This is a genomic window from Salinisphaera sp. T31B1, from assembly GCF_040361275.1.
Classification (GTDB): domain Bacteria; phylum Pseudomonadota; class Gammaproteobacteria; order Nevskiales; family Salinisphaeraceae; genus Salinisphaera.
In genome coordinates this window covers 24072-36601 of record NZ_APNH01000003.1, presented here as the reverse complement: position 1 = coordinate 36601, position 12530 = coordinate 24072, and the positions used below count along the sequence as shown (strand labels likewise).

Here is a 12530-nt window from a genome sequence, read left to right as displayed (position 1 = left end):
ACCTCGCGGTGACCGGGCTTTTTGTGTCAACGATGACGACTCTTACGAGGCGCTGTCGCTGCTGCTGTCGTTGCTGGTCGGAGCCGGTGCGGAGGCCTGCGAAGCACTCGTCTTGGTCGAGGCCTTGCGCTTGCGCGGGGCCGACTTCGTCGCCGGGCTAGCCTTCTTGGCCGTGGTCGACGACTTGGTCGTGCTCGATGCCTTGGCCGTACCGGCTGTGCTCGAGCGCTTGCGCGTCGACGCGGTCTTGCGCTTGGCCGTCGTTGTGCTCGTACCCGCGCTTGCACGCTTGGCGGTGCCGTTCGATCCACCGGAGGCGCGTTTGGCGGCAGTCGACCGAGCGCTGGTCGATACGGACTTGCTCTTGCCCTTGGTCGTGCGCGTCGTTGACGCCGGGGTGCTCCCGAGCTTGCCGAGCACGCTCTTGTAGCCGCTGCTCACGACATCCGTCAGCTCGTTGCCGGTACGAACCAGCAGATCGATCGTATCCTTATAGGCCGACACGATCTGGTCGCGCCCATTGGGCACGTAGGCCTGGGGGCTGCGAGCGACTTTGCGAACGCCGTCGGCTCGCGCCTTGTCGAAGCTTGCACGAGCGGCGGCAAACACGTTCTTGGCGGCGCCGATCTCGGTGTTGGCCAGGGTCTGGCCGTTCTTGGTGACCACGCCGACCGCCTTACGCTGCGCATCGACATACGCCTTGAAGGCGTCCTGGTAATTGCGACCGGCGGTTTCGACACGGCTGCGAACGTCGGCAACGATGTTCTGAATATTCATGCTCGAAAGCCCTCCTGAAAAAATAATTATTGCTTTGCTGCGCTGCAGCAATGACGCAATTCTATGGACAGCCGACGGGCGTTGTCAAATATTTTTGCAAGTGTCAAGACTATTGCAACCGAGCACCCCAACTGGATATATTTACAGCATGGAGCCTCTCAGCGATAAGCAGCGGCGTGTGTTCGATTTCATACGCCAAACCATTGCCGAACGGCAGACGCCGCCCACGCGAGCTGAAATCGCACAGGCCCTCGGGTTTGCCTCGGCCAATGCGGCACAGGCCCATCTGCGCACGCTCGCGAGAAAAGGGGCCATCGAGCTCAGCCCCAACCGCAGCCGCAGCATTCGGCTGATCGAGGACGATACATCTGCCAGCGCGGCGCCCTTGTCGCTGGCTGTCGTCGGCCGGGTGGCCGCCGGTGAGCCGATTCTGGCGGTCGAACACGTCGAGCGTCATTGCCAGATCGATGCCGGTCTGTTTTTGCAGGCACCGGATTACCTGTTGAGAGTCACCGGCGACAGCATGATCGATGCAGGTATACTCGACGGCGACCTGCTCGGCGTCCGCCGCGCTAGCGATGTACGCGATGGCGACATCGCCGTGTTTCGATGGGACGACGAGGTCACGGTCAAACGCCTGTCGCGCCAGGGGCATATCGCCCGCCTGGTCGCCGCCAACCCGCAGTACACGGATATCGTGGTGGATACGCGCCGCGAGACATTGGTGCTCGAAGGCTTGGCCGTCGGCGTGATCCGAAGCCTCTAGCGCGACAATGTCCACGGCCGGCATCTGGTGCGCGCCGAGTCGTGCCCGTGCCCGCCAGCCGATGCTGCCCGCGTGCCGACACACGCTGCCGGCATGCCTGCTGGCCCGGGTAGTCCCGGCGCGCGTTGCGCCATGTGCGCGCCTTGGCGGACGCCGGTCAAACCTGTCCACCGTCGATCGGCCTGCGCAGGCGCTCGGCCGACGGCGGCCCGGTCGGACAACGGACCGTCCGCGTGATTCCGGTCAGCCGCCCTGTCGGGCCGCCTGACTGTCCGGCCCTGGCACGATGATCGCCTCAATACGGCGATTGGCACGCCGGCCGTCGGCCGTGTTGTTGGCGGCTACCGGGCGGGTATCACCGAAACCCCGGGCGCCGATACGCCGAGCTTCCACGCCGTCGTTGACCAGCGTCTGGGCAACGGCACGCGCCCGCGCGGCTGACAGCGCGAGGTTGAATGCACGCACCTGCTGCTCGCGGGTAGGCGCCTGCTCCTCCAGTCCGGGATTGGCCTGGACGAAACGTTCAAGCGAGGCGTCTGACGGGCCCATGTTGTCGGTATGCCCGAATACGGCGACGCCGTAGTCGGGATTGTTTTTCATCAAGGCCGCCAGACGCTGGACCACGGCCTGTGACGGACCGGTCAAGCGGGCGGTTCCGGTCTGGAATTCGATATCACCCAGCCGATCGGGCACGACACGCTGGCCGATGAGGTTGTCCGCGCCGGCGGCGCCGCGCGCGATGCCCGAGCCACCACGAACCGGCGCCGTACGCGCCTGCTGCTGCTCGATCTGCTCGTTGAGCGCGAGCAACTCCTTGAGCTTGATTTCGCGCACCGCGGTATAGCGCGCGATCTCGGCCAGGCGCTGTGCCCGATGGGCGTCGTCGGCGACGGCGGCGAGCTTGTCCGCGGGACGACGCTTGGCCTCGGCCAGCGGCTGCCAACCAGCCTCGGCGCTGGCCAGTGCCTGTTCGGCGTCGGCTAGCGACTGCGCGTCAAAGGATTCGACCTGCGGCTGGCTGCGGGCCTGCTCGACCGCCTCACGCGCATCGACCAACGGCTCGAAGCTGGCGCCATCGGGGCGCCGTTTGATCTGGCTCGCCCAGGCGGCATCCTGCCCACTGACGCCGACCAGGGCCGGGCTCGGCGGGACCGGATCGGCCTGGAAGATCGAACAGCCCGTCACCAGCGGCAACAGTCCGAGGCTCAATACGATCACACGCTTCACGGCGAAACTCCCATGGCACCGGCGGAGCCGCCGGCATGACTCGCAGGCGCACTGCCACCGCCGCTACGCAGCTCGTCGAGCTTGGTCTCGACCGCCTTGGCCTGGGTTTCGACCAAGGCCGAACGCGCATCGAGTTCGGCGGCGTCGACCAGCTGATCGACACGGCCGCTTTCCTCATCGGTCAGCGGGCGGCGTGCCAGTGCGGCGGTATAGAGGATGTCGCGCGCAGTGGCGATACGCCGGCGGGCGGCGTCCACGGCACGCGGAGCGAAGGTGTCGGCCTGGGCGGCACGGGCCTTGGCCAGGGCCTGTTCGGCCGGCTGCAGCACGCTTTCGTCCGGCGCGCTCGGCGCGCCCGTGGGCGCACTGGCACAGCCTGCGAGCACGACGATCGCCAGGGCGAGACCGGCGAGGCACATGTATGACAACGCGCGTACCGACCCGCGGCAATGGCAATTATGGCGACTGGCCGACATTCGGCATCTCCGTTTCGATGATCGACGAACCGGCCGCGGAGACCGCAGCCGCCCGAGCCAAGACGGCGCGGACCGCCGGATTCTAACAGTGCCGCGGCATCACGCTGAAAACCCGGCTTGACCGGCCAGCGCCCGCGCGTGATCCAATGCACTCGCACGCCCGACGTCCACCCACACGCCGGCATGGCGCTGGCCGGTGGCGCGACCGGCCGAGATCGCGCGACGCATGACCGACACCAGGGCGAAACGCGCGCTCTCTTCACCCTTAAAGAGGCTGGGCCTGTAGACGCCGATACCGCCATAGGTCAGGCACGGCGGCCCCAGCGTCAGCACTCCCCCATCACGCCCGCCGGCCAGCGCGAAATCGCCCGCCGGGTGATGCGGCGGGTTGACGACCAGCACGGTGTGCATGTCGATGTCCGGTGCGAGGACCGGCAACCCGGCATAGTCGAAATCGCTATAGACATCCGCACTGATCAGCACGAACGGGGCGTCGCCCAACAGGGCCAGCGCGCGCCGCACGCCGCCGCCGGTATCCAGTTCTCCCGGCGTTTCGTAGCTGTAGCGGATCGACAGCCCCCAGTCGGCCCCGTCGCCGAGCGCGTCGACGATCCGATCGGCCAGCCAGGCGACATTGATCACCACCTCGGCGAAGCCGGCACGCGCCAGCGCGCGCAGATGGTGGCCGATCAAGGGCACGCCGCCGACGTCGATCAACGGCTTGGGGGTGATATCGGTGAGCGGGCGCAGGCGCTCGCCGCGGCCGGCCGCCAGGATCATCGCCTTCATGCCGGCTGCCTTGCCAGCAGCGGGCCCAGTGGCGCGAGCGCGTCGAAACGGGCCACGGCCGGCTCAAGATAACGAACAAAACGCGGTGTGTCGGCCAGATACCGCGGCTTGCCATCGCGATAGGCGATACGCGCAAAAATACCGAGCACCTTCAGGTGCCGCTGGGCGCTCATGAGCGTCAGATCGGTGACGAATTGCGCATGATCCTGGCCCACCGGTATCCCGCGCTGCCGCGCGGCGTCCCAGTAGTGGCGCACCCAGCCGTCGATCCGATCGGCCGGCCAGCTGATGAACGCATCGCGGAACAGGCTGGCGATATCGTAGGTCACCGGGCCGTAGCGCGCGTCCTGGAAGTCGAGTACACCCGGCAGGGGGTCGCTGATCATCAGATTGCGCGGCATGAAGTCACGATGCACGAATACGCGCGGCTGGGCACAGACGTTGTCGAGGATGAACTCGAACGCGGTCTGGATATCGGCCCGTTCGCCAGCGGTCGGCGCATGATCGAGGTGATACGGCAGATACCAATCGGTGAACAACGCCAGCTCGGCGGCGAGCGTGGCTCGATCGTAGTCGGGCAGCATCGACGCTCGGCTGGCGGCCTGCCAGTCGAGCAGCGCGCCCACCGCCGCGCCGAACAGGGCATCGGCGTTGTCGTCGTCGAGCACATCCAGATAGGTGCGCGTGCCCAGGTCGGTCAGCAGCAGAAAGCCCTGCGACGTCTCGTGGGCCAGCACCCGCGGCACGTTCAGACCGGCCTTGGCCATCAACCCGGCAATGGCCACGAACGCGGCGTTGTTCTCACGCTCGGGCGGCGCGTCCATGGCGATCCAGGAGACGGGCTGGCCGTCGCGCTGCGCGCTGGCACGGAAATATCGACGGAAGGACGCATCGGCCGAGGCCACCGTCCAATCGAGCCGCTCGCCCAATTGCGTCTCCACCCAGCCTTGGAGCGCGGTCCGACGGGGATCGCTGTCGCCGCTCAAGACAGCAGGCCCGGCAGTCCACCCGCACCTGTGTCCGACGCTTCGCGCATTGCGGGGGGGCGCGTGCGTGCGCATAATCGGAGCCGACAGGGGGTTCGCTTGCGAACACAATCGCTTATTGCGGCGCCGCGATGGTTCGATCGTGTCATGCGTCGTCGCGCCAACCGGTCCAGTATTCCGCCGTGATTCGTATCCTGATTGATCATTCCGGTCGTCTCGGTGGCCGTGGGTGCCGCCCGAACCCGGTCGGCCGGCGAATTATCTTCGGAGCATCGCTGGTGCTGACCGGCGTGCTGGTGGCAGAGCCTAGCATTGCAGCGGAAATGGGGTGCCCCGTGGTGCCGCCGCCGATGGCCCTGCCCGAGGCCGGCGCGGAGTCGACGCTGGTCGCCGACCAGGCCAGCCTCCAGAACGAGGTCGCCGAAGCGACCGGCAACGTTCGTCTGGAACGCGATGGCCAGGCGCTTGAGGCCCCGTTCGTTCGTTACGATCGCAATACCGGGCGTGCCCAGGCTCGCGATGGGTTGCGCTACTACCGGCCCGGTATCTATCTGACCGCCGACAACGGCGATGTCCAGATCGACGACGAGACCGGCGAGTTCAACGCCGCGACCTATTCGATCACCAGTAACGGCGGGAGAGGCAAGGCCGGCACCGTGACCGCCCTGGGCGGCGGCAACTACGAGCTGACCGATGCCGACTACACGACCTGTGCCGGCGAAACCAAAGCCTGGCTGCTGTCGGCCGACCGGATCGAACTCGATCGCGAGAAAGGCCGCGGTGAAGCGTTCAACTCCGTCATGCGCTTTTACGGCGTGCCGGTGTTCTATTCCCCGTATCTGAATTTCCCGATCGACGACAAGCGCCATACCGGCGTGCTGCCGCCGACCATCGGCTCGACCAGCGATTCCGGCTTTCAGCTGGCTGTGCCCTATTACATCAACATCGCGCCCAACTACGACGCGACCATCGTGCCGCGCATTCTCGCCGATCGCGGTCTGCAGCTCGGCGGTCAGTTCCGCTACCTGTACAGACACCACGCCGGCGAGTTCGACGGCGAATACCTGCCTAGCGACAACGAATACGGCAGTGACCGCAGCCTGTTCCACTACGAACATATCGGCCGGTTCAATCCGTATGTCGGCATTCAGGCCAACTATACGAAGGTCAGCGACGACCAGTACTTCGACGATCTGAGCTCGGATCTGTCGCGCACCTCCAGCTCGCAGCTCGAGCGGGCAGTGCGTCTGACCATGGCTGACACCGGCGTGCGTTTCACCCTGCTGGCCCAGGACTTCCAGACGCTCGAGAACACCAAGGACGACAACGACGACTTCGATCGCGCCTTCGACAACGATCCCTACCGGCGGCTGCCGCAGGCACGGCTGGAACTGCTCTCGCCGTCATCGCCCTTCCGGGCGGGTCTGAACGCGGAATTTTCCAACTTCAAGCGCGATGACGACATCGACGCCTACCGTATCGATGCACAGCCGCGTCTGCTGTGGGGCATCGATCGCGGCGGCTGGTATGCCGACAGCGAGGCCAATTACCGCATCACTCAGTACCGTTTGCGCGGGTTCGACGACTCCACCCGTATCGACGCCGCGGACTACAACGACGACGTGCTCTACCGAGACATCCCTCAGTTCAGGGCGGAGACCGGCCTACGGTTTGCACGGGCATTCAGCGACGGCTGGATCCAGACCCTGGAACCGCGTCTGCAGTATCTGTATACCGGCTATGAAAACCAGGACGACATCCCCGTTTTCGATTCCGGCGTCGCCGATCTGCACTACGACCGCTTGTTTGCCGACAATCGCTTTGTCGGCGACGACCGTATCGGGGATGCCAATCAGCTCACGATCGGACTCACCTCCAGAATCATCTCGCCCGACGACGGGCGCACCGTGGCCAAGTTCGACCTGGGCCGCGTGACCGGTTTTCGCGATCTGCGCGTAAACGTGCCCAATTCGGGCGAGATCGGCTACGGCGAACGCGGCTCCGACTACGTGGCGGGCGTCGAACTGCGCCCGACTCGGCATATCCGTACCCAGACGACTATCCAGTACGATCCGGACGACAGCCGGGTCAATCGTGCAATCGCCGCGGCCAGCTACACCACCGACACCGGCTATCAGCTCGACCTGGCGTATCGTCGCTATCGCGACTTCCGCCCGCTGCGCCGCGCCGACCGCACCGACAACGAGATCGACATCATCCCCGGCCAGTACGAAAGCCTGGAGCAGACGGCGGTAGGCGTGCGCGCGCCGGTGACTGGCAACCTCGATGTACTCGGGCGCTGGAACTATTCGCTCGAACGCAGTCAAAACGTCGAGACGCTGGCCGGATTGGAGTATCGCCCGTCGTGCTGCTGGGCCGGCCGCGTGGCCTGGCGCCGCTATGTCGGCAACGACGATGGCTCGTTCGATAACGCCATCATGTTCCAGTTCGTGCTCAACGGCCTGGGCGAGTTCGGCGACACCGTGCGCTCGTTCGTCGATAACGACGTCTACGACGCAAACGACAACAGTCGTCGCTCCGACAGCTCGTTTGATACCATCCGGTTCCCATGACACACACTATCCTTCGCCGACTCGCCCTGACTGCGCTGCCCCTGACACTGGCCGCCGCCCCGGCGTTTGCCCAGGGCTCGCTGAGCGATTTCTCCCTGCTGTCGTCGCCCGGGCAGTCCGCGCCTGCGGCGCCGCAGGGCCCGCAGACGATCGACCGCATCGTGGCCGTGGTCGGCGACGACGTCGTACTCGAAAGCGAACTCGACTCGGCGGTGGCCCAGGTTCGTGCACGCTCCGGTGGACGTGCCGACCAGTTGCCGCCGAACGTATTGCGCTCTCAGATCCTAGATCAGCTGATCATGACCAAGCTCCAGGTCGCGCGCGCCAAGGAACAGAACATCCAGGTCAGCGACCAGGAGATCGACCAGGGCATCGCCCGCATTGCCCAGCAGAACAACATGAGCATGGCCCAGTTCAATCAGGCCGTGGCCGCCGATCCGTCCATGACGGTGCCGCAGCTGCGTGAGCAGGTCCAGCAGGAGCTCATGGTTTCGAAGCTGCGCCGCCAGGAAGTCATGTCGAAGGTGGTGGTTACCGATGACGATGTCGATCGGTATCTGGAGAACCAGTCGCTGCGCGGTGACGGTCAGTCCCCGCTGGACAGCGGCCAGCGCGTGATGGTCGACGAGATCAAGGCCCGGCATATTCTGCTCAAGCCCAACGAAATCCGCGACGATCAGCGCACCCGCGAACTGGCACGCCAGATCAAGGAGCGCCTGGCCGCAGGCGACGATTTCGCGGCCTTGGCACGTGAATACTCCGACGACAATGCGACCGCCAACCAGGGGGGCGAACTCGGCTGGGTGCAGCCGGCGCGGCTGGACCCGAACAGCCGGCGTCAGCTTGCCTCGCTGAACAACGGCCAAGTCAGCCAGATCTTCCAGACCCAGGAAGGCTATGAGCTGATCAAGGTCGAGGATCGACGCCAGCGCGACCAGACCCGCGAAGCCATGCGCAATCAGGCGCGCATGGCGCTCGGCGAGCAGAAGTCCGGCGAAGAAGGCGAGCTGTGGCTACGCAAGCTACGCGATGAAGCCTATGTCGATATCCGCATGCCCAACTATCAGCCGACGACCGGCGGCTGATACGCCCTCACCTACGCCCACGGTCGGCGCCATCTCGATACACCAGGGCGCCGAGCGGTTCCGCGACCACGCCTTGGCCCCGCTAGCGAGCTGTTCGTGACTGCAACACCGCGCATCGTATTAACGCCCGGCGAACCGGCCGGCATCGGCCCTGATCTGGCGGTGCGTGTCGCTCAGCAGGCGCATGCCTGCGAACTGATTGCTATCGCCGACCCATCTGTTCTGAGCGCGCGAGCGCAACAGCTCGGTCTGCCCCTAACGATCTCTGCACCCGACTACAATGCCCCCGCTCATGCCCACCGTCCGGGCCATCTGATCGTCGAGCCCATCGACTGCGCGGTCGAGTCCGTGCCCGGACAGCTGGACCGGCGCAACGCGGCGTATGTACTGGCCACGCTCGACCGGGCCGTCGAGCGCTGTCTGGCCCGGGACTGCGAGGCGCTTGTCACCGGCCCGGTCCACAAGGCAGTCATCAACGATGCCGGTATCGTGTTTTCCGGCCATACGGGGTATCTGGCCGAGCGCTGTGGCCGGGATGGGCCCGTAATGATGCTGGCCACCGACGACGGCAGTCTGCGCGTCGCGTTGGTCACGGTGCATATCCCGCTATCCGCCGTCCCGGCTGCGATCACCCGTGACTCGCTCACCCATACCGCGCGTGTCACGGTCGAGTCGCTGCGTACACGCTTCGGTATCCCGGCGCCGCGAGTATTGGTCGCCGGGCTCAATCCGCATGCCGGTGAAGACGGATATCTCGGCCGCGAGGAAATCGACACCATCCGGCCGGCACTGGATGCCCTGCGCGCGGAAGGCCTCGATCTGGTGGGCCCACTACCCGCGGATACGCTGTTCACGGCGCATCGGCTCGCCGATGCCGACGCGGTGATCGCCCTCTATCACGACCAGGGGCTGCCGGTGATCAAGCACCTGGGCTTTGGCCGCACGGTCAATATCACGTTGGGACTGCCGATCGTAAGAACCTCGGTCGACCACGGCACAGCCCTCGAACTGGCAGGTACGCCGGCGGTCGATACCGGCAGCCTGCAGGCCGCGATCGCGACCGCACTGCATATGAGCCGAGCCGTCGCTCATGGCGCGTAAGCGCTTCGGCCAGCATTTCCTGCACGACCCGGGCGTCATCGCCCGGATCGTATCCACGCTCGCGCCGGCACACGACGATCGGCTGGTCGAGATCGGCCCCGGACAGGGCGCGCTTACAACGCCCTTGCTCGAACGCGTGAAACAGCTCAGCGTCATCGAAATCGATCGCGATCTGGTGGCCGAGCTCAACCGGCGCGCAGAGACGCAACCAGGCTTGGAAGTGATCGAGGGTGATGCGCTGCGCCTGGACTATGCCGAACTAGCCCGCGCGCGCGGCGGCCCGCTGCGACTGGTCGGCAACCTGCCCTACAACATTTCCTCGCCATTGCTGTTCGCCCTGCTCGGTTATTCGCAGACCATCACCGACATGCATTTCATGTTGCAGAAAGAGGTGGTGGATCGAATGACTGCCCCACCCGGCGGTCGCGACTATGGTCGCTTGAGCGTGGGCATCGCGGCACGCGCTCGGGCCGAGCATCTGTTCGATGTTGGCCCGGGCGCCTTTTCTCCGCCACCGAAAGTGATGTCGGCCGTGGTACGACTCACGCCTCGCCCGCCAGCGTTTGCGATTGACGATATCGACCTGTTCGATCGCATGGTGACCGCGGCGTTCAGCCAGCGCCGCAAGACCTTGCGCAACGCACTACGCGCCTATCTGAGCGCCGACGAGATCGTCGCCTGCGATATCGAACCGACGCTCAGGCCGGAGCGTCTGGCCGCATCCGATTTCGCCCGATTGAGCAATGCGGCCATCGCTCGCACCGAGCGCTGAATCGGCGCACGGGCCGTCGGTCAAAAAGCCGCCACCGGATGTCGTGCCAGCAATCGTGCGAACGACCGGGGCGATCTGACCTCGCTGTCGCGCTCGCTGAACCACAGCACTCGCGCGTGGCCTAGCATCTCGGTATAGCGCTCCGGATCGTCGACCGGCCCGAACAGTACCGACGCCTCGATCGTATCGAAGAAGCGGCACCAGTCCGTATCGTCGTCGTTGACGCGTTCGGGGCTCAGCGACAGCAGATCGCATGCATGCGGCAAGGCCATTCGGTCCCGTTCGCGCAACGGCAAGGAACGTCGCAGAGGCAGCGCGGCACGCGTCGCCGATGCAGTGTCCTCCAGCGCGAGCACGAGGTCGTCCGGATCGCGATCAGTGCGTCTGAGCGCATCTCGCCAGACCGCCTCGGCATCAGCGAACCCGAGCATGGCACTGGGGATCGGCAGCACGATCGGCACGGTGGGCAGTTCCAATGTTCGCCAATTGCCGTGCAGCATCGACAAGCGTCTGGCGATCCATTGGGTAAATGCACGCAACGCGCCTTCCCGCTCGGCCAGACGGGTCAGGGTGGCCGGATCAACCAGTTCCGCGTCGCCGGCGCGCCAGGCCATCGCCGCGCGTGCGCCAGCGAGCTCGCGATCGGCCCCGGCCCCCCGCCAGATCGGAAAGAAACGCAGATCGAGCGTGCTGTCGCCCAGCGTCGGGCGTGCATCCAGCTGCGGGGCCTCGAAGACCGGCGACGAGGCGGCCCGGGGACCCGCTACGTTTGAGGGTGCGGCGGGCACGGCATCTTGCACTGGCACGGCTGCCTGGGCAGGCCCAGTGCGGGACGGCGACGGCACCGGCGGCGGCGGCGCGGGCGCTGTCGCACCGACCGCCCTACCGGCGGTGTAGGCGTCGGCCGGCGCCGGCTCCGTTACCGGATGCCGTTCGGGCGCAGACGGCGACGCGGCGCCGTAACCGCTCGTCGGCGCGATCGGTTCGAATTCGGCCTCGTTACGACGTCGACGAGGCGACAAGCGCGACATCCCGCCCGACAGTTTCCTGGAAGACCGAGTGGGCCGGCCGTGCGGCGACGCAGCGGTTACCGCGGGTGAGGCTGTCGGGCTCGTGAGTCTCAATGCCGCGCCCAGAAGGCCGATTGCGCCCGCCAGCAACGCCGTGGCCCAGATGAACAGTGGGAAACCGGCCCGGTAGAAAACGCCGGTCCACGGCACGCCGAAGTGGACCACGCCGACTCGCTCGCCGTCACGCATCACCGCTCGGTTGGCTTCAGCCGAGCCGAGCCTGTACAGCCACCCGCGCCAGGCTTGACCGCTGCCCACCGGCACCCAGCTCAGCCCGGTCTCGCCAAGGCGGCCACGCGAAACCAAGGTGATATTGGCGGCGTTGCGAACGGTAACAAACGAAAGATTGAGCGCCGGATCGTCGACCAGCATCTGCACCCTGCGTACGAGGCTGTTGGGGATCCGGTCCTGCTGAATCAGAGGAGCGGTGGCCTGGGCAATTCCCTGTTCGGCGACATACAGCTTGGCCGTACGCGCTTCGACCAGCGCCGTACTCGCCTGAGCGCCCGCCCAGAGGATCAAACCCAGACACACCGCGCCCAGCAGCACGGCGAGCAGGCGAGCGATAGAAAGAGACCGGGTCACGGACATGCCGAGAGTGCCGGGTGCCGCACGGACCGAATCCGGCTAACCGCTGCCGTCTGCAGAAAACGAAGCGTCGCGATCGAACTGTTCAGGTATTGGGTAGGTGAAACTTTCCAGGTAACGCTCATAGGTGCGATCGGCGACATCCTTGAGCATCGGCCGCACCGGAGCGGACTGCTGTCCACTGCGCTGCATCTCCAATGCGCTGTGTACCGTGGGCCCGACGTCAGTGACGTCCGCGGCCAGCGCCGGCGCACAGGCCACTGCGCCGGCTATCGCGATCATACGGCCAAGCCAATGAATTTTCATGTAACCCCCTCGTC

At 65.8% G+C, this 12530-nt stretch carries 12 protein-coding genes; 5 read left to right on the top strand and 7 right to left on the bottom strand.

The genetic code is table 11. The features are described from left to right. Nucleotides 1–42: 42 nt before the first annotated feature. Complete coding sequence (locus tag T31B1_RS11630) at nt 43–777, bottom strand: hypothetical protein (RefSeq protein ID WP_353249672.1); 735 nt, start codon at nt 775–777, stop codon at nt 43–45. Nucleotides 778–925: 148 nt separating this feature from the next. Between T31B1_RS11630 and lexA the strand changes: the two genes are divergently transcribed. Continuing rightward, a complete protein-coding gene (lexA, locus tag T31B1_RS11625) occupies nt 926–1543 on the top strand; it encodes a transcriptional repressor LexA (protein WP_353249671.1) in 618 nt (205 codons plus the stop codon). A gap of 243 nt (nt 1544–1786) precedes the next feature. On the opposite strand, the gene T31B1_RS11620 is transcribed toward lexA, so the two are convergent. The 4 genes from T31B1_RS11620 to T31B1_RS11605 all read right to left on the bottom strand — a co-directional run bounded on the left by T31B1_RS11620 (nt 1787) and on the right by T31B1_RS11605 (nt 5021). Next, entirely contained in the window at nt 1787–2770 is a 984-nt protein-coding gene (locus T31B1_RS11620; protein WP_353249670.1) for an OmpA family protein, read from the bottom strand. Then, nucleotides 2767–3189: a hypothetical protein gene (locus T31B1_RS11615; protein WP_353249669.1), complete on the bottom strand. Its 423-nt coding sequence runs from the start codon at nt 3187–3189 to the stop codon at nt 2767–2769. Before T31B1_RS11615 ends, T31B1_RS11620 begins: the two co-directional genes overlap by 4 nt. Before the next feature lie 156 nt (nt 3190–3345). Next, on the bottom strand, nt 3346–4035 hold the full coding sequence (gene murU / locus T31B1_RS11610) for an N-acetylmuramate alpha-1-phosphate uridylyltransferase MurU (RefSeq protein ID WP_353249668.1): 690 nt from the start codon (nt 4033–4035) through the stop codon (nt 3346–3348). Continuing rightward, nucleotides 4032–5021, bottom strand: coding sequence for an aminoglycoside phosphotransferase family protein (locus T31B1_RS11605; protein WP_353249667.1), 990 nt, complete (start codon nt 5019–5021; stop codon nt 4032–4034). The genes murU and T31B1_RS11605 overlap by 4 nt, the downstream gene beginning before the upstream one ends. 335 nt (nt 5022–5356) lie before the next feature. Between T31B1_RS11605 and T31B1_RS11600 the strand changes: the two genes are divergently transcribed. The 4 genes from T31B1_RS11600 (at nt 5357) to rsmA (ending at nt 10552) form a co-directional block, all read left to right on the top strand. Further along, nucleotides 5357–7594, top strand: a complete 2238-nt coding sequence (locus T31B1_RS11600) for an LPS-assembly protein LptD (RefSeq protein ID WP_353249666.1) — start codon at nt 5357–5359, stop codon at nt 7592–7594. After that, nucleotides 7591–8679 carry a peptidylprolyl isomerase gene (locus tag T31B1_RS11595; protein ID WP_353249665.1) on the top strand — a complete coding sequence of 363 codons (1089 nt, stop codon included), beginning with the start codon at nt 7591–7593 and terminating at the stop codon, nt 8677–8679. The genes T31B1_RS11600 and T31B1_RS11595 overlap by 4 nt, the downstream gene beginning before the upstream one ends. A 96-nt stretch (nt 8680–8775) precedes the next feature. After that, a complete protein-coding gene (gene pdxA / locus T31B1_RS11590; RefSeq protein ID WP_353249664.1) occupies nt 8776–9780 on the top strand; it encodes a 4-hydroxythreonine-4-phosphate dehydrogenase PdxA in 1005 nt (334 codons plus the stop codon). Next, complete coding sequence (rsmA, locus tag T31B1_RS11585; RefSeq protein ID WP_353249663.1) at nt 9770–10552, top strand: 16S rRNA (adenine(1518)-N(6)/adenine(1519)-N(6))-dimethyltransferase RsmA; 783 nt, start codon at nt 9770–9772, stop codon at nt 10550–10552. Before pdxA ends, rsmA begins: the two co-directional genes overlap by 11 nt. Before the next feature lie 20 nt (nt 10553–10572). On the opposite strand, the gene T31B1_RS11580 is transcribed toward rsmA, so the two are convergent. Continuing rightward, on the bottom strand, nt 10573–12213 hold the full coding sequence (locus T31B1_RS11580) for a hypothetical protein (RefSeq protein ID WP_353249662.1): 1641 nt from the start codon (nt 12211–12213) through the stop codon (nt 10573–10575). A gap of 36 nt (nt 12214–12249) precedes the next feature. Further along, nucleotides 12250–12516, bottom strand: a complete 267-nt coding sequence (locus T31B1_RS11575; protein ID WP_353249661.1) for a DUF3613 domain-containing protein — start codon at nt 12514–12516, stop codon at nt 12250–12252. Nucleotides 12517–12530 lie beyond the last annotated feature (14 nt).

Excerpts from the sequence above, each read along its gene's own strand:
- T31B1_RS11580 (WP_353249662.1), bottom strand. The coding sequence starts at position 12,213 with ATGTCCGTGACCCGGTCTCTTTCTATCGCTCGCCTGCTCGCCGTGCTG.
- murU (WP_353249668.1), bottom strand. The coding sequence starts at position 4,035 with ATGAAGGCGATGATCCTGGCGGCCGGCCGCGGCGAGCGCCTGCGCCCG.
- lexA (WP_353249671.1), top strand. The coding sequence starts at position 926 with ATGGAGCCTCTCAGCGATAAGCAGCGGCGTGTGTTCGATTTCATACGC.
- T31B1_RS11575 (WP_353249661.1), bottom strand. The coding sequence starts at position 12,516 with ATGAAAATTCATTGGCTTGGCCGTATGATCGCGATAGCCGGCGCAGTG.
- T31B1_RS11595 (WP_353249665.1), top strand. The coding sequence starts at position 7,591 with ATGACACACACTATCCTTCGCCGACTCGCCCTGACTGCGCTGCCCCTG.
- rsmA (WP_353249663.1), top strand. The coding sequence starts at position 9,770 with ATGGCGCGTAAGCGCTTCGGCCAGCATTTCCTGCACGACCCGGGCGTC.
- T31B1_RS11630 (WP_353249672.1), bottom strand. The coding sequence starts at position 777 with ATGAATATTCAGAACATCGTTGCCGACGTTCGCAGCCGTGTCGAAACC.
- T31B1_RS11615 (WP_353249669.1), bottom strand. The coding sequence starts at position 3,189 with ATGTGCCTCGCCGGTCTCGCCCTGGCGATCGTCGTGCTCGCAGGCTGT.